Here is a 21,563-nt window from a genome sequence, read left to right as displayed (position 1 = left end):
TTCCTTGTGTTCAAATAGAAAACGGTGTAATGTTACTCACTCCTGTAAATAGGGCAGGATGACTCTGTATTCCTCCAGTAGTCTTTCCAACGGGTATCGGCCTTGGTTTGCGGGGCTGGTGGAGGGCAGAGGAATAAACGGTAGTGGAATTTGCTTGAGCCATGCCTTCCGGTAAAAACCAGCAGCCTTACCCCCGGTGGTGAAAACCGCTTGCAGGTTGGCGGTGTTTAAAATGGGTGTAAGGTCGTTTAATTGCGGCTCTGTAATGCTGGAGTCATCTGCCCCCTCGATGGAGCAGCTTTTCAGAACATCCCATAAAGCAATATTATTTCGCAGAAGAAGGTCTGTTTTTTCGATATTGCTTTTCGGCAGTTCCGCCGCGAGCAAAGCGGAGAGCACTGTCCAAAACCGGTTTTGCGGGTGAGCATAATAAAATGCCTGCTCTCTCGACTTGGGAGATGGGATAGAACCCAGAATCAAAATTTTGGAATGCTCATTGTAAACCGGAGGAATGGTATGTTCAACGATGCTTTTCATTGAGTATCTGCTTTGCTAAAGTAAGCAAAGCCTCCTTTTCGTTCGCAGTTTTCCCTTGAATGACGGCATCCAAAAGCTGTTTGAGCAGCTCGCCGACCATAGGGCCGGGCCTTAGCCCAAGGGTGATTAGGTCTGTTCCATCAATACATAAATCTTTTAAGGAGAAACACTGCTGTTCTGCTAAGATTTGCTCTAATATAGGGAGCAGGGCATCGAGCTGGGTAAGCCTGTCCCGGTAGGCTGGGTTCTGGGCAAGACTATCTGCTCGGCGTATTTCAAGCAATGCGCGAAAATCCTCTTCTCCCATTCGGCTCAAACGACGGCGAATCCAAGCAGGATCAGGCTGAAGGGGCATGTCGTGAATACGAATGAGCGAACACACACGGCGGGTGGTTTTTCCGTCAAACCGAAGCCGAGTAAGTGCCTGTTGGGCTAGTTCTACACTCACAGAGCCATGCCCGTGAAAATGCCCCACTCCCTTTTTGTCTTGGGTATAGGTATAAGGCTTGCCGCTGTCGTGCAGTAAAATGGCAAGGCGAAGAACCGGGTCTGCCGGTATTACGTCCAGAGCGTGGAGTGTATGCTCCCAAACATCATAAATATGGTGGGGATTATGCTGTTCAAAGCCAATCATGGGGAGTATTTCGGGTAGAATCTGGCCGACGATGAGCGGATATTCCCGCAAAACCTGCGGGGCATAATTACCACAGAGGAGCCTGATGAATTCACTGCCAATGCGCTCTTTCGCAATGTGATCCAATAACCTACAATGCGTTTGCATACTTTGTGCAGTTGCACTTTCTGGCGTTAAGCCAAGAACAGCGCAAAAACGCAGCCCGCGCAGAATTCGCAGGGCGTCCTCCTCAAAGCGTCGGTCGGGTTCTCCAACACAGCGCAGAATACTATTTTGTAAATCCTCCTGCCCTCCAAAGCAATCGGTCAATCCGTTTTGCTCGGAGTATGCCATTGCATTTATAGTAAAATCTCTACGAGACAAATCGTCTGCTAAGCGGTTCGTAAAGCAGACGCTGTCTGGCCTGCGGTTGTCCGAATATGTTCCGTCAATTCGGTAGGTGGTAATCTCCACTGGCATGCCGTCGCTAAGGGCAGTTACGGTACCGTGTTTGAGCCCCGTTGCCAAAAGCCTAAAATCCCCCAATACATGCTGCACCTGTTCGGGTCTTGCAGAGGTGGTAATATCCCAGTCTTTCGGGGTTAGCCCCAAAAGGCTGTCTCGAACACACCCTCCAACGACCGAGGCCTCAAACCCGGCGGAATAGAAGCGGCGCAGAATCGTTTGCACTGGTAACGGTATATCGAGTTTCATAAGTAAGCCTACTTTCTGTAAGCAAGTTGGTATTTTATAAATGATTGATGTGGGGGAGCGTTTGCTTCGCCCCCCGAAAACAATTGCAATATTCATATAGCGGTCGTTAAATGCCGTTGCCAATATTATACCATAAAACATCTTCTGCGTTAATACGTGAGGCCAGCTTTTGTCATGACTTCACCCAGTATCATCATAATGCTGGGGATGGGAATCCCAATGGAGCGGAGTAGGGCAATTGAGAAGACAAATACAAACAAAATGCAATAGATAATCAGGTCATGCCGATTCTTACTTTGAATGAGTGGAGGGAGATCTTTGGCGAGAAATATTAAAAAAAGAATAATAACGAAAAACATAGCCCGTCTCCTTTCTATGATGAAACAGACTGCGACTGGTAAGAACCAGAGCCAGAGGAGTTGGGTTTGGGATGAGATTGGGATTGCGATTTGACGCTTCCGTTTGACCCGGAAGAAGCACTTGGGGAAGAAGAATCGGATTTTGGTTTCTCTTGCCCTTTGGAACCACTGTTGCTGCTTGTAGGAGTTTTGCCGCCGGGTACCGATTGTGTACCTGTTGTGTCGTTTGAGTTTGTCTTGGCAGAGTTGTTTTGCTGATTACTGTTTGCTTGTTTTGTGGTAATCCCACGAAATTTGGCGATAGCGAGTGTGAGAATGGGCAATATGATTTCAAAGACAGGCCAAAGCAAAGGGGCAATCTTTTGACCAGATTCATTGTGGGCAAGAGGGTTTGGGTACAAAATAAAACCTGAGGCTACTACCAATGCTCCGGTTAATAAAATCAGCCTGCGGTGGTCTTGAAAGCGAAATACGTGTGCCGCACTGAGCACGGTTACATAATAAAGCCATGTGACTTTGAAAAATAAGAGAGAAATTAAGATAAAAGCAAACACAATCTCCATACGGCTAAGGGTTTGTGTTACGCTTACCATTCGCAGGGTTTCAAACGAGGGCAGAGAAAAGAGGGAGATAGTGTTGCCAAGAACAGCAATGTCGCGCATGATGACCAGTAATATGGTAAAGCAGCCGATGGCCACACCACCAAAAATATAAGGGAAGTAGCCGTGCTTCCCTGTTCGAACTTGATTTGTGGTCATTAAGAAAATAACAATTTCGCAAATTGGGATTGTTACTACAATATTGGTAGCCTGAATATATTTCTTTGGATTTAGGTCAAGAATGGGGAGAAAGTTATCGAATTCCATCACGTTTAGCGTAAGAAGAATGGAAGCTATTACAACAAATAAGCAAATCATTGTCATGAGAAAACCGTACTTTACCATCTGGCGCATTCCACCGCCATAAATTCCCCACGCACTGGTGAGCAGGAAGGTAAATGAAACAACAATGAGTGGTGTTTTTGGCATAATGGTTGCTTGTACAAATTGACTTAAATCACTTAAATTTAAGGAGGTCAAAACAATAAAAAAGATGAGATACATAGCGCAAATGAATTTACCTAAATATTTACCATAAATTTTTTGCATGATGCTAAAGAGGTTTTTATCTGGGAACCGTTCAATGAGCTTGCTATAAAACCAAATGATGGGGCAGCAAACAACAAGAGCAAATAGAACTATAAGCCAAGAGTCTTGCCGTGTAATTGAGGCAAAGAAAGAGGATAGTAGGGAGGAAGACTGAATATAGCAAGCCACGGCAAACATAAAATCAAGACCGTGAACCTTTTTTGTTTCCGTAATCATTCGTGCCCCTCTCTCATATTCAAAGATTCTGATATTTTACCGCTGTAATTTACGTTGGTTTCTACCTCCAGTTCCAACTGAATGGTGGGGTAAACAGCGGACCAAGCGCCCTCCAGGTTTTTCCACTGCTTAGGGTAGTATTTGTGAATATGCGCACCAATCCCGTAAATATCAGACTGCAAGCGTTGTGACTCTGCAAAGCTGGCCTTTATTTTAGTCGTTAAGTCTTTTTTTGCTTCTGCATTCAATAAGTCAATCACACGATTAATACTCATGCTGCGAAAATTTTGCAGCTCGCCGACTGCTAAATTTGTCTTAATTTTTAATTGATACGTAATGCTGTTGTTTTCACCCAGAATGATTTTCTTTTCGCAGTCAGAGCTGGTAATACTTAAATTTGCATTTCCGTATTTCGTAAGAAGCTCCACACTGCCGCCATTTACTTTACCCATGCTGAGAATATAGCCTTGCATTTGGTACATGTCCATAATCCCGACAAGAACATCATCTTTGAACACTGCCATGCCGCTGAAATTGAGTGTTTGCAGCCCATTTTCTTCTTTGCGTTCCACTACTAAAGTAACCGGTGCAGTTGAGCGGTCTACCAGGCGAGAGGTAAATTGAAGCATGTTGGTGCTGGAATAGGTGGAGATTTGTCTTTCGTTTTGAATCATACGAGATAGAGCAACAGAGGTTACCTTATCTTGCTTGGTTTCGGTTGATAATATCGATCTGGCATCGTTTTTTGCAACGATAACCCAAACCTCCATACGGGTTTCCGTATTCCTCATGAACGTATCTAAATAATTTTTTAGTCCTGCTTTCGCAATATCGCTGCCAAAAATGATGATCTGATTATGGTGCAAAAATAGTTCTCGGCTGTTCCCGTATCGCAGAGAATCCATCCCGCCTAAAATGAAGCGATTTTTTGCTTCACGAATAATATAAGGCGCTTCGCCTCCGCCTCCGCCATCCTTTTTGGAGCCATTTTCTACGGTAGCAATTTCAAAACTAAGGTCTAAATCGCCGGGGTCCTTACTTGCGTCGATTCCCACTCCGGTTACAATTGAAAGGCCGTCGAGCTCCTTATTGTCCCAACAGCCGGTCGTACAGAGCAGAACAAAACAAAACAACAAGCAAAATATGCGTTTCAATTTGAGTCTCATGAGCCATTCCCTCCCGTACCGGAGTGAGATGTACCGCTGCTAGGGCGGTTATGAGGCCTTGGGTTCGGTGGGATAAAAAACTTTCTTCGGGTAACGTCTTTACTTACAAGACGTGTGGGGCGCTTGGTCATGGCCCACAAAGGCATACGCACGATGCTGTCTTGCCAATCCCTTGAAATGGAGAGACCGTTAAAGTAAGTGACTCCAAAGGAGGAGAGAGCACCCAAATGAACCAAGATGCCCAAAAAGCACAGGCAAATGCCGTAGCCGCCCAGAGCGGCAGCAAATATCATTGCAATGATTCGCAATAGTGACATAGAATCGTTCTGTTCCGGCACGACGAAACCGGCAACGGTGGTTAATGCAATGGTAATTACCATCGGTGCTCCCACCAGGCCGGCTGAAACTGCCGCATCGCCCATGATTAAGGCGCCAACGATGCTAACCGCTTGACCAACTGGCCTTGGCAGGCGCAAGCCGGCTTCGCGAAGTATCTCAAACGAGAATATCATAATAAGTGCTTCAAAAAAAGCGGGGAAGGGCGTACCTTCACGAGCGCTTGCAATGGTAAGCAGAAGCGTGGTTGGAATCAGCTCTTGATGAAATGTGGTAAGAGCAATATAAATGGCGGGGAAGAACACAGAGATAAAGTACGCCACATAGCGTAGAAGGCGCATGGTGCTGGCAAACAAAGGGCGAATGTAATAATCCTCCGCACTTTGAAATGCTTCCACAAATAGCATGGGAGCGGTTAAAACAAATGGGCTGCCATCTGTTATAATCGCGACTCTTCCTTCCAGTATTTTTGCTGCTGCCACGTCTGGCTTTTCGGTGTAACCAACGGTGGGGAAAAGAGAGAATGGCGCATCTTCAATATATTCTTCTAAATATCCGGCATCCAGCACAGAATCAATGTCTAATCGATTCAATCGATCTCGAACCTCGTTAACAACCTCATCTTGAGCCACTCCGTCCAAATAACAAATGCAAACATTGGTGAGCGTCTTTTTTCCAATCGTCAATTGTTCCATGCGCAGACTGGGGCTTTTGATTTTTCTGCGCAGCAAGGAGGTGTTTGTACGAAAATTTTCGGTAAACCCTTCTCTTGGGCCACGTACGACTGATTCGGTTTCCGGCTCTGAAACACCACGCTTTTCCCAGCCTTTTGCACTTACGCTCAGGCCCATACAACAGTCTTCTACAAGCAGAACGGCGTCTCCCGATAAAATACCTGCCATAACCTGCGAAAGTTTCAGCAAAACCTGTGTATCGCCCGAGCATAGAATTTTTTGTTGGAGCTGATTCATACGGTCTTTTCCTTCTTGCCGGGAAGAGGGAATGGTATATTCCATTGATAAGAGCGGATACATAATTTCGTCTGAAATAACCTTTTGGTTAATCAGTCCATCTACAAACAGTAGGGCAGCGGCGCATTCTCGGCTTTTTCCAATACGAAAACGGTGAATTTTAATATCTCCACTGTTTCCCAATGCGTTTTTTACATATGACAAATTATCTTCTAGATAATCGGTAATTTCAGGGTCTTGCGAATCCTTTTTTTTACCAGATTCTTCTTTGCTTTGTTTTTCTTGCTGCATATTTCCGCCACTTTGTTTATGGGCGTAAAACCCTACTTTACGTTGTAAAAAATCCCATATCATGCGTATTCCTTCCTTTCCCAAGGATATTTTTCTAGTATTGCTGAAAAGAATAGAAACATACAGAAACACGGGCATAGGGGCTGATTTTTCTTATTTCATGTCTTTTTCGCTCTATATATATGTTGTGTGTTGACTTTTGACACAAGATAAGGTATATTAAGAGCATGAATCCGATTAGGAGGGATCTACATGTACGAAAATGTGATTGTTACCGGCGGGGAGCTCAATCGGGAAGAGCTGAATCGTTACATTGATTATGTACAAGAGAATCATCCGGGCCGGCACATTAAATCGATGGAAGTGGAACTCGACGGTGAGTTTGTGAATTTAAAATACGAGCTTGAACCAGTGGCTTTTGACCGCATTCGGCGAATTACAGGCTATTTGGTTGGCGGTACGGACCGCTGGAACGACGCAAAGCTAGCAGAACTCAATGACCGTGTGATTCACGGTACCGGGCGTTCCTTTTCTTAACATTCCCCAATAACGGAAAAGAACCCACTGTTTTACACGGCGGGTTCTTTTTATTAGATTTTATACTACTTAACAAGGTGAAAAAGCATATGAAAAAGGAGTCAACAACGTGTTGACTCCTTTTTCTAAAACATCCATGCTATAAAACTCCAAGAGTATCGCCCGAATCCCTCAGAATACATGGAATATTTTTATCAGACCCCCGCCAGAACGGGTCACTCCTGTAACACAGAAGTTTATGTATATGCCACAATAATAGCACGATTCAGGCACGCTGTCAATTCTTTTTACACAAATCCAACTCAACCTTAATAGCATCCATCACCTGTTCCCAAGAAGCAGATTTTGTATCGATAACATCAATACGGTTGCTCAGGCGGTTCTTTGAAATACAGCGCATTTGCTCAATTAAAATAACGCCGCGAACGGGGCAGTCCGGCTTTAGGCGGCGAATATAAATGTGGGTAGGCAGCTTTGCCTTTGTTTCATCGGTAATTGGTGCCACTATAGTAGTAGGGCTATGCAGGTTGCCCTTATCATTTTGCAGCACAATTGCAGGGCGAAACTTATCTTGCTCAGAGCCGATGTTCCGGCCAAAATTGCAGTGATAAATCTCTCCCTTTTTTACAACAAGGGAATTTTGCGGGTTGCGAAATTTATATTTGTACTTCTCTTCAAACCACAGGGCGTAATCCGTGACTTCAGCCAGCCAGCGCGCACTGTAATTTTTAAGCCTGCCGTCTTCTGAAATCATGGTAAACAGACGCGATAACGTATCCTTAATTTCTTGTATTCTCGCTTTTTCTGTGTCAGCCGGCACCAAAGGCCCCCCTTTTTATCTAAATTTATGTACTGATTCATTTATCATCTTACCAATTATAAAATCCAACTGAAGGATAGATGAAAGCTTAACAGCAAACTTACTCCAGCTATCATAAAACTTCGTTGCTTTGCGAACATTTTGTAATCGAGTCACTATATAGTCTTAGAAAGCATTATGAAATTGCAGAATTCTTCTTTTATCTATATTACGACAACTTTTCAATCTAGTAAATACGTTTGCGGGATTAAATTGGGATATATTGCATATATTCTGTTCTTTTCCTGTTCTTTATGCAATAACACTTTCGCTCCAAAGAAAAAGCCACCAAAATTTTATTTTATAGGAAAAATCTTCGACTGCTGCTCATATCAATGACTAAGGATTGCAAACTGAAACGGCATAGCGTGTTAACAAGGCGGCCGCCTCTCTGGAAGAAAAGGGGAGGGCGGTTTGTCTCGCGGAAGAGCTGTATCAGAAATTCAGCAGCAAACGGAGGGGTTGGACATGTCTTTTGGATTGGCACTTTCAGGTGGGGGGATTCGTGGTGCGGCACATGTTGGGGTGCTGCTGGCACTGGAAGAAGCGGGAATGGTACCCGATTCCATTGCAGGTGCAAGCGCAGGCGGAATTGTAGCTGGGCTTTACGCAGCCGGTTACTCTGCCCATGAGCTGCGCGGTATTATACAGGAGCTAGCAAAAGGAGGGCGCTCTTTACTGGACCCAGATTATTGGGGATTGCTACGCGCTGTACCGCAGCTTATAAGCGGGAGAGAGGTTCGTTTTTCTGGCTTTTTAAAGGGAAACCGATTGGAAGATTACTTTTGCGGGCTTACCGGTGGGAAGATGATGCGAGATTTAAACATGCTTACGGTTATCCCCTGTGCAGACCTAACGTCGGGGCTTACTCTTGCGTGCACCAGCCACTTAAGAGGGGTTCAGCAAATGGAGCGTGTGCGCTGGAACTCAGGACTTCGCATTTGTGAGGTGTTGCGTGCAACCTCGGCAGTACCTGCGGTCTTCCGACCAAAGCAAATTGGTGATTTGTGCTTGGTGGATGGGGGAGTAACCGATGTGCTTCCGGTCAATCTGTTAATCGCCGCAGGTGAGCCGAGTGTGCTTGCCGTAGACGTAGGAAAAGCGTACCGAATGCCGGAACAAATTAACATTTGGGAGGTTGCGACCCATTCGTTGTCCGTAATGCAGGAGCGCTTGCAGGAATACGTGGCACACGGTGAGAAAATGCAAATTACACCCCGCCTGCCGGATCATACTCGCCTGCTCGATTTTAATATGATGGAAACCTGTATGGAGGCAGGCTACGAAGAGACAAAGAAACAGATGCCAGAAATTAAGCGCCTGTTCACGCCGTCGTACCCCGGTTCTCGTCGAGTTTTCCGTACACGCACTTAGTTTTGGAATACTAACTCATTTAAAATATACTTATTTTTTGGTCAAATAGAAACTCTATTTAAAACAATCCTCCGGTATTTCATGCAGAGCTTTGCTCTGCATGAAATACCGGAGGATTTTCTAAAAGAAATTATGTTGACATTTTTTCCTGTTTATTATAATATGAAGTAAACTTCATACGAAGCTTACTTCATATATGGGGAAAGGAAAAATATGAAAACAAGGGTAAAAGAATTTCGTACGGCAGCTCAATTGACGCAACAACAGCTGGCCGATTTGGTACACGTTTCATCAAGGACGATAATTTCGATTGAGAAAGGGCAATACAGCCCTTCGCTCATGCTAGCATATCGAATGGCCGAGGTGTTTGAAACAAACGTGGAATATCTGTGCTGCTTAAAAGAAAACAAAGAGGTGGAGGATATACAGTATGAAGATTTATAATCGAAAAGGTCTTGTTTGGGGAGTTTTTTGGACATTGATTGCAGCTTTTAATCTGTATCATTCAATTCTTTCGCCAGATGATTTTCTCATGGGGCAAATCAAAGACATTTTAATTTCAGTTGTTGTTCTCTTGTTAGGAGTGAATGGATTTGTGCGGGCATTTTCAAAAAAGGCAACGGTTCAAGACAAAATAGAACAAGAGGATGAAAGAAATAGACTCATTAAGTTAAAGAGTGGCGCAAAAGCATTTCAGGTTCTGCAAATATTTTTGCTGCTGGCTACGGGAGTATTCGCCGTTGTTTATAAGCTTACCAGCAACATAGGGTGGATTCCCTTTTTGATTGCGACTGCAGTCATATGGAATGTTGGTTTCTTGGTAGATATGATTGCTGGTATTTATTATGAAAAGCGTAGTTAATGAGAAATAATTGCAGGTACAATACAAAATAAAATCATAAAATGAAGAAGGGTACTTCCTGTGTGACGGAGGTACCCTTCTTGTTTTAAATCAGCATAAGATATTAGAATTTTTTCGGAAGGAAACCAACCTTCTTCATCACTTTATTAAGTGTACGAAGAGAGATTGCCAGTGCCTGCTGTGCGCCCTCGGTGTAGCACTGCTCCAAATACGCCTTATCATCAATCAGCTTTGTGTAGCGCTCCTGCACCGGGCGAAGCTGTTCGATCACGGCCTCGGCCACCCGTACTTTAAAGTCGCCATAGCCCTTGCCTTCGAATTCGGCTTCAATCTGCTCGTTGGAAAGACCTGTAACGCTTGAGTAGATTCCCATCAGGTTATTCACACCATCTTTTTCGGGTGCAAAATGAACCTTTGCTTCGCTATCGGTAATGGCACGCTTGAATTTACGCAGAATGTCATCTGGTTTATCAAGGATAGCAATATAGGAATTTGCATTCTCGTCGGATTTAGACATTTTACGAGTGGGATCTTGGAGAGACATAATGCGCGCGCCAACCTTTGGAATGTATGGTTCTGGCACGGTGAAGGTGGGGCTGTATACGCCATTAAAACGCTCGGCGATGTTTCTTGCCAGCTCTAAGTGCTGCTTTTGGTCTGCACCAACCGGCACAAGGTTCGACTGATACAGCAAAATATCTGCCGCCATCAGGCTGGGGTAGGTGAATAACCCGGCGTTAATATTGTCTGCATGCTTTGCAGATTTGTCCTTAAATTGCGTCATACGGGAAAGCTCACCAAACTGAGTGTAGCAGTTTAAAATCCAAGCAAGCTCTGCATGGGTGTGAACTTGGCTCTGCAAAAAGAAGAGGCTCTTTTGGGGGTCGATTCCACAGGCAAGAAAAAGTGCATAGGCCTCGAGTGTGTGCCGGCGGAAGGTAGCTGGGTCTTGGCGAACGGTAATGGTATGAAGGTCTGCCAATGCAAATACGCAGCGGTAATCCTCCTGCATTTTTACCCAGTTTTGGATGGCACCCAAATAATTGCCCAGAGTAATGGTGCCGCTGGGCTGTACGGCACTAAAAATAATTTGTTTTGGTTGCGTTTCTAGTTCCATAATGAGTGGGACTCCTATCTTTCATTTGTGCACAGCTCTTTGGCAAGCTGGCCCAATATTTCAATACCTTGTGTAAGCTGCTCGTTGGTGGGGGCAGTGTAGTTGATTCGGAACGACTGGCAAGGCTGGGTTTCGTCTACTAAAAAGGCATTGCCCGGCACAACGCAAACCTTGCGCTCCATCGCCTTGCGGCAAAAATCAATCATATTAATCTCATCGGGTAGGCGGCACCATAGAAATAAGCCGCCCTCAATTGGTTCCCAGGTGATATAAGGCGCAAGGCAACGCTCTGCAAGCTCTAGCAACAGCTTTGCTTTATTACGATATACGCCGCGAATGCGCTGAAGATGCGCTTCGTAATCATATTTAGTTAAGAATTCTTCACAGATAAGCTGTGACCAAATGTTGGTGTGAACATCTTCGCCTTGCTTACAAACCACCATTTTTTGAATGATGGGTGCAGGAGCAAGTGTATAGCCAACACGCATACCGGGGGAAATCACCTTTGAAAAAGAGCCGGCGTAAATTACAAGGCCGTCTTCATCCAGTGCTTTAATGGGTGCAATCTCCTCGCCTGTAAAGCGCAGGTCACCGTATGGGTTATCCTCCAAAATCAAAACGCCGTACTGCTTTGCCAGCTCATAAAGGCCGCGCCGCTTTTCGGCACTCATGGTAATGCCGGAGGGATTTTGAAAATTGGGGATAGTATAAATGATTTTAGCCTTCGGCTCTTCCTTTAATGCATGCTCCAGCTCAATAAGGTTCATTCCGTCCGATTCCATCGGCACGCCGCGCAGGCGAACTTGGTAAGAACGGAACGAATTGAGCGAACCAATAAAGCTTGGTGCTTCGCAAATAATAACATCCCCTGCGTTGCAAAGGGATTTTGTTGCTAAGTCCATTACCTGTTGTGCGCCTGAGGTAATGAGCAGGTCGTCAAATTCACGCCCCGCTCCGTGCTTCTCCTTTAAATAAGAAGAAAGCGTTTTTCGCAGTGGAGGGTAACCTTCGGTCACATTATATTGTAATGCGTCGATGGGGCGCTGTTGAAAAATCTGCGAAGAAATTTCTCCAATTTCTTTTGCGGGGAAAGCATCCGGTGCAGGGTTCCCTACGGATAAAGAAATCATACCCGGTGCAGTCGCTGATTTTAGAATTTCACGAATGGCGGAAGGCTTCAGGGATTGTACTCGGTCCGAAAATGAATATTCCATAGCTAAAACGACCTTTCCAGCTAAAATCTTTGCAAATAGTCTAACACAATTTGGAAAAAGAATCAATTCTGCACACTTTAACAAATCTACGGCAATTTTTGCCAAAATAAAACAGCGTGTTGTGACAATTATGTAACTATACGCTATGTATAATGAAAGGACAAGTCTGATAGAAATTGGTGGTGCGGATAAGATGAAAGAAAAAGCTGTTGTTCGGCAGAGACTTTCGGTTGGGGAATTGCTAGAGACACCGGTCGCGAAAAAATTAATGGTACAAGCTGCTTGCTTTGCTATTGGTTTTGCCTGCTCACGTGCAATTGTGTTTGGGAGGTATGCGCCGTTTGGCGTTGCGGCAATTGCGGCGGTTCCGTTTGGCGGTATGTGGGGAATGGTGCTGGGTGTTCTGCTCGGCTATTTGTTGCCCTCCAGTACGTTGTTCCCTGTGCGGTATGTTGCTGCGTTGCTTGCGGCTGCGGCCATTCGCTGGACGCTTAACGATTTAGTAAAACTACGGATGCACCCGTTTTTTGCTCCGTTGATTTCGGCCTCGCCCATATTAATGACGGGAATGGCCATGGCGATTGTAAATGGAACGGATGCCGCAGGCATTGCAATGTATGTGGCAGAATCCATGCTGGCGGCTGGCGCTTCCTATTTTTTGGTTCGTGCGGGAAACCTGCTGTTAAAAGGGACAGGCCTTACCGCAATGAAAAGTCAGGATTTAGCATGTGTTACGCTCTCCGCAGGAATTTTGATTCTGGCATTTTCCAGCATTACCGTTGGCGGGCTTTCTTTGGGGCATGTGCTGGCAGTGCTCGGCATTTTGCTTGCCGCACGCTATGGCGGTGTGACTGGTGGCAGTGTTACCGGAATTGGAGCGGGCGTTATTTTAAGTCTGTCTACTGCCGGGGTGAGCTACCTGTCAGGCGCATATGCACTTGGTGGACTAATGGCGGGTGTGTTTTCGCCTTTGGGAAGACTCGTAGCTGCATGCGCGTTTGTTATTTCAAATGCAGTGGCCTCCTTGCAGGTTGGCAACCGTGAATCGGTTCTGATTGGGCTGTATGAAGTGATGGCTGCAAGTGTTATCTATATGATCTGGCCAAGAGATGTTGGCAGTCGGCTTACCACTGTATTCTCTCGCCCAGCAGATTTATTACATAGTGAGGGCTTACGCCGCTCCGTTATTATGAAGCTGGACTATGCTTCGCAGGCACTGGAGAGTATTTCGGATTCCGTAGAAGAGGTCTCTCGCAGGCTCGACAAATTCAGTGCCCCAGACATTAACGCCGTTTACAATCGTGTAATAGACAATACCTGTGTTCGGTGCGGCCTTCGGGTGTACTGCTGGGAGCGTAACTACGATGAAACCATGCGTGCGTTTGGAACCCTAACTCAACTTTTACGTAAAAATGGGAAAATAACAAAAGATGATTTCCCGAAGCAGTTTACCGACCATTGCAGCCATATGAGCGAAATCGTAGAAAACCTTAACAGCCAGTACACGGAGTTTTTAACCCGAGAAGCGGCAGAGCGGCGTGTGGCGCAGATACGCGGTGTTGTAGCAGACCAATTCGATACTACCTCTCAAATGTTAAAAAATATGGCGGAGGAGCTCGAGCTGTTTGAGCGTTTTGATTTTACGGCTGCTCAGCGTGTCAGCGAGGTAATGACGGAGAGTGGGATTATCCCCATTGATGTGAGCTGCCGGGTAGACCGCTACGACCGTATGACCATTGAAGCAGAAGCGGCACAGGTGGACAAGGCTCGCCTGAACAAAGCCGAGCTGACAAGGCATATTTCACAAGCATGCGGGCGAACCTTCGAAATGCCCTGCATTAGTACCGCACAAGGTAAATGCAGAATGCAGATGAGCGAACGACCCGTGTACCGTGTGCAGAGCGGATTCTACCAGCATGTGAGCGGGAACGGTCAGCTTTGCGGAGACAGCCAAGAGATGTTCCCGGATGGAAACGGGCGCCAAATTGCCATTATCAGTGATGGAATGGGAACCGGTGGTCGTGCTGCGGTTGATGGCGCAATGGCAGCGGGAATTATGGCAAAGCTAGTGAAGGCAGGCATCGGTTTTGATTGTGCATTAAAAATAGTGAACTCTGCACTTTTAGCGAAATCGGGAGATGAATCTCTTGCTACTTTAGATGTTGCCGCAATTGATTTGTTCAATGGAAAAGTAGAATTAATGAAAGCGGGAGCGGCTGTTAGCATTATGCGTAGAGATGGACGAGCCGTTATTATTGATACGCCTTCCTTACCGGTTGGCATTTTAACGGAAGCAAAATTTGCGAAAGAAACAGTTCGCCTATCTTCGGGTGATCTTTTGGTGCTGTTCTCAGATGGCGTTGTGGCTTCTGGCGACGACTGGGTGCGTGAGATGGTCACCGAATGGAAGGGTACTGTGCCGCAGGAGCTGGCAGAGCAAATTGTTTCTCAAGCAATGAAGCGCAGAAACGACGGGCACGATGATGACATAACAGTTTTGGTACTCTCTTTAAATGAATTGAAAAAAGAACTCTGATTTTCCCTCTTTCAATTGGAAGTGTGCGTATACATGGTAGTTGATCCTCCAAATATGGCAAGTGGAGCTCTGTCTGAATCCTATCAGGCAGAGCTCCACTATTTTATCTATATATTGTAATGTTTGTACTTTAAAACGTACACTCCTATATAAAGTGGAGTTCGATAAAAGGCTTTCAATAAGCTTTATTCCGAGAGATCTTTCAAATCGTAAGGGGTCTGCTGATATACATAATAGTTCAACCAATTTGAAATTAAGAGGCTTGCACCACTTCTCCATGTGAGGGGAGGAATTTGTGTTGGGTCATCATTCGGAAAGTAATGCTCGGGTACCTCAGGCTCAATGCCTTTGTTTACATCGCGAAAGTATTCGTTTGACAAAGTCTCCCGGTCGTACTCTGCATGACCAGTTACAAAAAACTGTCTGCCGTTTTTGTTTGCGATAATGTGGGCGCCCGCTTCGTCTGATTCCGAGAGAATCACTAATTCATCGTGCTTGCTTATATCATCACTCTTAACCTCGGTGTTTCGTGAGTGTGGTGCAAAGTATACATCATCGAATCCACGAATGAGCGGATGCATTGGTGTGAGTACGCGATGTTTAAAAATTCCAGAAAGTTTTTTCGATAAGGTATATTTTGGGATTTGATAAAAATAATATAACGAAGCCTGAGCTCCCCAGCAGATTGTTAGGAGCGAATACACGTGTTTTCGGCTCCAGGCAAAAATCTCGCAAAGCTCATTCCAATAATCCACATCTTCAAAATCCATCAGTTCCACTGGCGCACCAGTGATAATCATTCCGTCGAATTTCTCATTCTTTAGCTCGTCGAAGGTTTTATAAAAAGTATCGATGTGCGTGTAAGAGGTGTTTTTGGAAAAGTGGCTTGCCATATGCATGAGTTCAACATCAACCTGCAAAGGGGAGTTGCCCAGCAAACGAAGCAGCTGAGTCTCAGTTTCTATTTTAGTTGGCATTAGGTTCAAAATCACAATCTTTAGAGGGCGAATATCTTGAGCCATGGCTCGCTCTTGCGTCATTACGAAGATATTCTCCGATTCTAAAACATTGATAGCAGGCAGAGATGTTTGAACTTTAATTGGCATAGCAAAGGCCTCCTTTTGTTAGAGTGCTTTCCATTATAGCAAAAGAGCTTATATAGTTCAAGAATCGACGCCAAAGGGGGAATTGAAAAAAGAATTGAAAAAAAGTGAAAAAAAGAGTTGACATTGTATTGTGGTCATGGTATTATAGCTAAGCCGTCGAGAGACGGGGGCGAAAATTCGATAAGATGAACGAAAGTTTTCAAATTCGAAAAAGCCGCTTCGTCAGTAATGACGAAAAGAATGTCGAAAAAAGAAAAGAAATGCTTGACAAGCGAAAAACGCTGTGATATAATACAAAGCATCTCTTCTGAAAAAATCGACAGAGACAGGACCTTGAAAATTAAACAACGAGAAAGACAAAAGAACCCGTAATTTTTTGAGAGAAAGCTTCTCGGAGACGAGGAGTGAGTACTTCCGGATAAGAGTTCTTAGGACTCTATAAAAACCTAAGAAACGCGAAAGCGTACTAATTGAGCAGATACAAAATGCTCTAAAATTGATTAGATCGGCTTCGGCCGTTTTGATACTATATTTTAGAGAGTTTGATCCTGGCTCAGGACGAACGCTGGCGGCATGCCTAACACATGCAAGTCGAACGGAGTAAGAGAGAAGCTTGCTTAGCTCTTACTTAGTGGCGGACGGGTGAGTAACGCGTGAGTAACCTGCCTTTCAGAGGGGGATAACGTTCTGAAAAGAACGCTAATACCGCATAACATATTGGTGTCGCATGGCACTGGTATCAAAGGAGCAATCCGCTGAAAGATGGACTCGCGTCCGATTAGCTAGTTGGTGGGGTAAAGGCCTACCAAGGCGACGATCGGTAGCCGGGTTGAGAGACTGAACGGCCACATTGGGACTGAGACACGGCCCAGACTCCTACGGGAGGCAGCAGTGGGGGATATTGCACAATGGGCGAAAGCCTGATGCAGCAATGCCGCGTGAGGGAAGACGGTTTTCGGATTGTAAACCTCTGTCCTTGGTGAAGATAATGACGGTAGCCAAGGAGGAAGCTCCGGCTAACTACGTGCCAGCAGCCGCGGTAATACGTAGGGAGCAAGCGTTGTCCGGATTTACTGGGTGTAAAGGGTGCGTAGGCGGCTCTTTAAGTCGGGCGTGAAAGCTGTGGGCTCAACCCACAAATTGCGTTCGAAACTGGAGAGCTTGAGTGAAGTAGAGGTAGGCGGAATTCCCGGTGTAGCGGTGAAATGCGTAGAGATCGGGAGGAACACCAGTGGCGAAGGCGGCCTACTGGGCTTTAACTGACGCTGAGGCACGAAAGCATGGGTAGCAAACAGGATTAGATACCCTGGTAGTCCATGCCGTAAACGATGATTACTAGGTGTGGGGGGTCTGACCCCTTCCGTGCCGGAGTTAACACAATAAGTAATCCACCTGGGGAGTACGGCCGCAAGGTTGAAACTCAAAGGAATTGACGGGGGCCCGCACAAGCAGTGGAGTATGTGGTTTAATTCGAAGCAACGCGAAGAACCTTACCAGGTCTTGACATCCAACTAACGAAGCAGAGATGCATTAGGTGCCCTTCGGGGAAAGTTGAGACAGGTGGTGCATGGTTGTCGTCAGCTCGTGTCGTGAGATGTTGGGTTAAGTCCCGCAACGAGCGCAACCCCTGTGATTAGTTGCTACGCAAGAGCACTCTAATCAGACTGCCGTTGACAAAACGGAGGAAGGTGGGGACGACGTCAAATCATCATGCCCCTTATGACCTGGGCTACACACGTACTACAATGGTCGCTAACAGAGGGAAGCCAAGCCGCGAGGTGGAGCAAACCCCCAAAAGCGGTCTCAGTTCGGATTGTAGGCTGCAACCCGCCTACATGAAGTTGGAATTGCTAGTAATCGCGGATCAGCATGCCGCGGTGAATACGTTCCCGGGCCTTGTACACACCGCCCGTCACACCATGGGAGCCGGTAATACCCGAAGCCAATAGTCTAACCGCAAGGAGGACGTTGTCGAAGGTAGGATTGGCGACTGGGGTGAAGTCGTAACAAGGTAGCCGTATCGGAAGGTGCGGCTGGATCACCTCCTTTCTATGGAGACATGAACCAGCTACGGTTGATTCAGACATCCAAAGGTCAGGATTACGGAACTCAGTCTATTATCGTTGTTTAATTTTGAAGGCCCTGAGTAACATCAGGAACTTCATGGAATGAAGGAATCCGCACCAGCGGAGAGAAGCTTCGTGTTCAATAGAATATGGGGGTGTAGCTCAGCTGGGAGAGCACCTGCTTTGCAAGCAGGGGGTCATCGGTTCGATTCCGTTCATCTCCACCACCAGACTTGGTCTGGAACAAAACGGGTAACAGAGGCAGCGAAAGCCGACGGCCTCTAGCCGAAGATATGGGCTCATAGCTCAGCTGGTTAGAGCACACGCCTGATAAGCGTGAGGTCGGTGGTTCGAGTCCACTTGAGCCCACCAACCACGCAAGTGGTAACAACTGCATAATGCAGACACACAGTAGTTGAATCAAGAGTGCAACTGCGGGGAGATAATCTTCGGGGTTGTTAATCGTGACGAAAACCACACTCGTGTGGCCGGACATTGAAAACTGAATAAAGAAAAGAAGCAGATAAAGCGAGAAAAATTGTTTTTTATCTAAATCTACAATTTACCAAACAATACAGTTTTATCGAGTTCAAAGCTGTATTGATAAAATAGCAAGAACCAAGAAAATCACATGGTCAAGCTACAAAGAGCGCAAGGGGAATGCCTTGGCACTGAGAGCCGATGAAGGACGCGACTAACTGCGATAAGCTATGGGGAGCCGTAAGTGGGCATTGATCCATAGATTTCCGAATGGAGCAATCCGGCTGGAGTCATGTCCAGTCACTGCATGATGAATACATAGTCATGCAGGGGGAACCGCCTGAACTGAAACATCTAAGTAGGGCGAGGAAAAGACATCAACAGAGATTCCGCTAGTAGTGGCGAGCGAACGCGGAAGAGGCCAAACCAGGGGTAGCAATACCTCTGGGGTTCGGACAGCAACATGTACGACAAGAGATAGCAGAATGGCATGGGAAGGCCAACGAAACAGTGTGAGAGTCACGTATGCGAAATTTTGAGTCGGCTAGCTGTATCCAGAGTACCGCCGGACACGTGAAACCCGGTGGGAATACGGGGGGACCACCCTCCAAGCCTAAATACTACTCAGTGACCGATAGCGAATAGTACTGTGAAGGAAAGGTGAAAAGAACCCCGGGAGGGGAGTGAAATAGAACCTGAAACCTTGTGCTTACAAGCACCGAGAGCCCGTCAATGGGTGATCGGGTACCTATTGTAGAATGGTCCGGCGAGTGAGTATAACTGGCAAGGTTAAGGACTTAAGGTCTGGAGCCGTAGCGAAAGCGAGTCTGAATAGGGCGCATGAAGTCAGTTGTATTCGACCCGAAACCGGGTGACCTACCCATGTCCAGGTTGAAGTGGAGGTAAAACTCCATGGAGGACCGAACCGACTCCCGTTGAAATGGTAGCGGATGAGGTGTGGGTAGCGGAGAAATTCCAATCGAACCCGGAGATAGCTGGTTCTCTCCGAAATAGCTTTAGGGCTAGCCTCGTATTAGATTACTGGAGGTAAAGCACTGAATGGGCTAGGGGCCGAAAGGTTACTGAACCCTATCAAACTAAGAATGCCAGATAATTGATGTACGGGAGTCAGACAGTGTGAGATAAGTTTCATTGTCAAAAGGGAAAGAGCCCAGACCCACAGCTAAGGTCCCTAAATACAGTTAAGTGGAAAAGGATGTGGGGGTGCACAGACAACCAGGATGTTGGCTTAGAAGCAGCCATTCATTAAAAGAGTGCGTAATAGCTCACTGGTCGAGTGCCCCTGCGCCGAAAATTTAACGGGGCTAAATTGTATACCGAAGCTTGGGATAATACCTTATGGTATTATGGTAGGAGAGCGTTGTGTAAGGGGTGAAGTCAGAGCGGAAGCGCTGGTGGACTTTACACAAGTGAGAATGCCGGAATGAGTAGCGAGAAATATGTGAGAATCATATTGGCCGAAAGTCTAAGGTTTTTGGAGGAAGGTTCGTCCGCTCCAAGTTAGCCGGGAGCTAAGGTGAGGCCGAAAGGCGTAGCCGATGCACATACGGTAGATATTCCGTAGCCGCCAAAAGATTTAAGTAAGAGGACACCTTGAAAGGGCATAACCCAGGCGTTGGTTGACCTGGGCGTAAGGGACCGAAATTAGAGTAGGGAAGTATGCTTGGACGAGGGCGAGAAAAGTCTTATGTATATCTAAGGCGCCCGTACCGCAAACCGACACAGGTAGACAGGAAGAGAATTCTAAGGCCAACGGGAGAAGGGTAGTTAAGGAACTCGGCAAATTGACCCCGTAACTTAGGGAAAAGGGGTGCCACAGAAATGTGGCCGCAGTGAATAGGCCCAGGCAACTGTTTAGCAAAAACACAGGTTTCTGCCAAATCGAAAGATGAAGTATAGGAGCTGACACCTGCCCGGTGCTGGAAGGTTAAGAGGAGATGTGCAAGCATTGAATTGAAGCCCCAGTAAACGGCGGCCGTAACTATAACGGTCCTAAGGTAGCGAAATTCCTTGTCGGGTAAGTTCCGACCCGCACGAATGGTGTAATGATCTGGGCACTGTCTCAATTACCCGCCCGGCGAAATTGTAGTACCGGTGAAGATGCCGGTTACCCGCGACAAGACGGAAAGACCCCATGGAGCTTTACTGCAGCTTAATATTGGGTTTTGATCATTTATGTACAGGATAGGCGGGAGACTTGGAAGCCGTGGCGCCAGCTATGGTGGAGTCATCCTTGGGATACCGCTCTTAAATGGTTGAAATTCTAACCTGCGGCCGTGAATCCGGCCGGGGGACATTGTTAGGCGGGCAGTTTGACTGGGGCGGTCGCCTCCTAAAAGGTAACGGAGGCGCTCAAAGGTTAGCTCAGCACGGACGGAAACCGTGCCTTAGAGTGTAAACGCGTAAGCTAGCCTAACTGCGAGGATGACAATCCGAGCAGTAACGAAAGTTGGAGTTAGTGATCCGGCGGTATGAGAGTGGAATTGCCGTCGCTCAACGGATAAAAGCTACCCTGGGGATAACAGGCTGATCTCCCCCAAGAGTCCACATCGACGGGGAGGTTTGGCACCTCGATGTCGGCTCATCACATCCTGGGGCTGTATTCGGTCCCAAGGGTTCGGCTGTTCGCCGATTAAAGTGGTACGCGAGCTGGGTTCAGAACGTCGTGAGACAGTTCGGTCCCTATCTGTCGTGGGCGTAGGATATTTGAGGAGAGCTGTCCTTAGTACGAGAGGACCGGGATGGACGTACCTCTGGCGCACCAGTTGTTCCGCCAGGAGCATAGCTGGGCAACTATGTACGGATCGGATAAACGCTGAAAGCATCTAAGCGTGAAGCCGACTCCAAGATAAGATATCCCATAGCTTAAGCTAGTAAGACCCCTTGAAGACTACAAGGTTGATAGGCTGCGTGTGTAAGTGTAGCAATGCATTTAGCTTGGCAGTACTAATCGGTCGAGGGCTTGACCATATTTCTTGGTTGGGCCTTGCTCAATCGCTTTACTTCTGTTTCTTCTTTATTCAGTTTTCAGTGCCCGTTA

Annotated in this window: 15 protein-coding genes, 2 tRNA genes and 2 rRNA genes; 9 read left to right on the top strand and 10 right to left on the bottom strand. The window is 46.4% G+C overall.

Features of this window, described 5'->3' with window-relative positions; genetic code table 11:
- Positions 1–36 precede the first annotated feature (36 nt).
- From CAN90_RS02040 to CAN90_RS02015, 6 genes are all read right to left on the bottom strand, one after another.
- The gene (locus CAN90_RS02040; RefSeq protein ID WP_085832177.1) at positions 37–537 is read right to left on the bottom strand and encodes a DNA-deoxyinosine glycosylase; all 501 of its coding nucleotides are present in this window, start codon (positions 535–537) and stop codon (positions 37–39) included.
- Entirely contained in the window at positions 521–1,864 is a 1,344-nt protein-coding gene (locus CAN90_RS02035; protein ID WP_085832797.1) for a CCA tRNA nucleotidyltransferase, read from the bottom strand. The genes CAN90_RS02040 and CAN90_RS02035 overlap by 17 nt, the downstream gene beginning before the upstream one ends.
- 149 nt (positions 1,865–2,013) lie before the next feature.
- Complete coding sequence (locus CAN90_RS02030; protein ID WP_085832176.1) at positions 2,014–2,223, bottom strand: hypothetical protein; 210 nt, start codon at positions 2,221–2,223, stop codon at positions 2,014–2,016.
- Between the two features lie 14 nt (positions 2,224–2,237).
- Positions 2,238–3,587 (bottom strand): GerAB/ArcD/ProY family transporter, encoded by a 1,350-nt coding sequence (locus tag CAN90_RS02025; RefSeq protein ID WP_085832175.1) that lies wholly within the window; start codon positions 3,585–3,587, stop codon positions 2,238–2,240.
- Positions 3,584–4,753 carry a Ger(x)C family spore germination protein gene (locus CAN90_RS02020; protein ID WP_085832174.1) on the bottom strand — a complete coding sequence of 390 codons (1,170 nt, stop codon included), beginning with the start codon at positions 4,751–4,753 and terminating at the stop codon, positions 3,584–3,586. The genes CAN90_RS02025 and CAN90_RS02020 overlap by 4 nt, the downstream gene beginning before the upstream one ends.
- Complete coding sequence (locus CAN90_RS02015; protein WP_242953548.1) at positions 4,750–6,351, bottom strand: spore germination protein; 1,602 nt, start codon at positions 6,349–6,351, stop codon at positions 4,750–4,752. Before CAN90_RS02015 ends, CAN90_RS02020 begins: the two co-directional genes overlap by 4 nt.
- Before the next feature lie 252 nt (positions 6,352–6,603).
- Between CAN90_RS02015 and CAN90_RS02010 the strand changes: the two genes are divergently transcribed.
- Complete coding sequence (locus CAN90_RS02010; RefSeq protein WP_085832172.1) at positions 6,604–6,888, top strand: anaerobic ribonucleoside-triphosphate reductase; 285 nt, start codon at positions 6,604–6,606, stop codon at positions 6,886–6,888.
- 277 nt (positions 6,889–7,165) lie between these two features.
- On the opposite strand, the gene CAN90_RS02005 is transcribed toward CAN90_RS02010, so the two are convergent.
- Entirely contained in the window at positions 7,166–7,708 is a 543-nt protein-coding gene (locus tag CAN90_RS02005; RefSeq protein WP_085832171.1) for a type II toxin-antitoxin system PemK/MazF family toxin, read from the bottom strand.
- A gap of 507 nt (positions 7,709–8,215) precedes the next feature.
- Between CAN90_RS02005 and CAN90_RS02000 the strand changes: the two genes are divergently transcribed.
- The 3 genes from CAN90_RS02000 (at position 8,216) to CAN90_RS01990 (ending at position 9,983) form a co-directional block, all read left to right on the top strand.
- Entirely contained in the window at positions 8,216–9,121 is a 906-nt protein-coding gene (locus CAN90_RS02000) for a patatin-like phospholipase family protein (protein ID WP_085832796.1), read from the top strand.
- Between the two features lie 213 nt (positions 9,122–9,334).
- Positions 9,335–9,565: a helix-turn-helix transcriptional regulator gene (locus CAN90_RS01995; protein WP_085832170.1), complete on the top strand. Its 231-nt coding sequence runs from the start codon at positions 9,335–9,337 to the stop codon at positions 9,563–9,565.
- Entirely contained in the window at positions 9,552–9,983 is a 432-nt protein-coding gene (locus CAN90_RS01990) for a hypothetical protein (RefSeq protein WP_085832169.1), read from the top strand. The genes CAN90_RS01995 and CAN90_RS01990 overlap by 14 nt, the downstream gene beginning before the upstream one ends.
- A 103-nt stretch (positions 9,984–10,086) precedes the next feature.
- On the opposite strand, the gene trpS is transcribed toward CAN90_RS01990, so the two are convergent.
- Positions 10,087–11,100 carry a tryptophan--tRNA ligase gene (trpS, locus tag CAN90_RS01985; protein ID WP_085832168.1) on the bottom strand — a complete coding sequence of 338 codons (1,014 nt, stop codon included), beginning with the start codon at positions 11,098–11,100 and terminating at the stop codon, positions 10,087–10,089.
- Positions 11,101–11,114: 14 nt separating this feature from the next.
- Complete coding sequence (locus tag CAN90_RS01980) at positions 11,115–12,314, bottom strand: aminotransferase-like domain-containing protein (RefSeq protein WP_085832795.1); 1,200 nt, start codon at positions 12,312–12,314, stop codon at positions 11,115–11,117.
- Between the two features lie 193 nt (positions 12,315–12,507).
- Between CAN90_RS01980 and CAN90_RS01975 the strand changes: the two genes are divergently transcribed.
- The gene (locus tag CAN90_RS01975) at positions 12,508–14,850 is read left to right on the top strand and encodes a SpoIIE family protein phosphatase (RefSeq protein ID WP_085832167.1); all 2,343 of its coding nucleotides are present in this window, start codon (positions 12,508–12,510) and stop codon (positions 14,848–14,850) included.
- Between the two features lie 185 nt (positions 14,851–15,035).
- On the opposite strand, the gene metA is transcribed toward CAN90_RS01975, so the two are convergent.
- Complete coding sequence (metA, locus tag CAN90_RS01970; protein ID WP_085832166.1) at positions 15,036–15,956, bottom strand: homoserine O-acetyltransferase MetA; 921 nt, start codon at positions 15,954–15,956, stop codon at positions 15,036–15,038.
- Between the two features lie 530 nt (positions 15,957–16,486).
- On the opposite strand from metA, the gene CAN90_RS01965 reads away from it, so the two are divergent.
- The 4 genes from CAN90_RS01965 to CAN90_RS01950 all read left to right on the top strand — a co-directional run bounded on the left by CAN90_RS01965 (position 16,487) and on the right by CAN90_RS01950 (position 21,493).
- A 16S ribosomal RNA gene (locus CAN90_RS01965) occupies positions 16,487–18,005 on the top strand.
- Between the two features lie 168 nt (positions 18,006–18,173).
- Positions 18,174–18,249: transfer RNA gene (locus CAN90_RS01960), tRNA-Ala, on the top strand.
- A gap of 68 nt (positions 18,250–18,317) precedes the next feature.
- Positions 18,318–18,394, top strand: a tRNA-Ile gene (locus CAN90_RS01955).
- A gap of 261 nt (positions 18,395–18,655) precedes the next feature.
- A 23S ribosomal RNA gene (locus tag CAN90_RS01950) occupies positions 18,656–21,493 on the top strand.
- The 16S and 23S rRNA genes sit together here with 2 tRNA genes alongside, the layout of an rRNA operon.
- Positions 21,494–21,563: the final 70 nt, after the last annotated feature.

Origin of the sequence: Clostridium merdae (assembly GCF_900176635.1) — a bacterium.
Classification (GTDB): Bacteria; Bacillota; Clostridia; order Oscillospirales; family Acutalibacteraceae; genus Faecalispora; species Faecalispora merdae.
The sequence above is the reverse complement of the archived record's forward strand: the minus strand, read 5'-3'. Positions and strand labels throughout refer to the sequence as shown.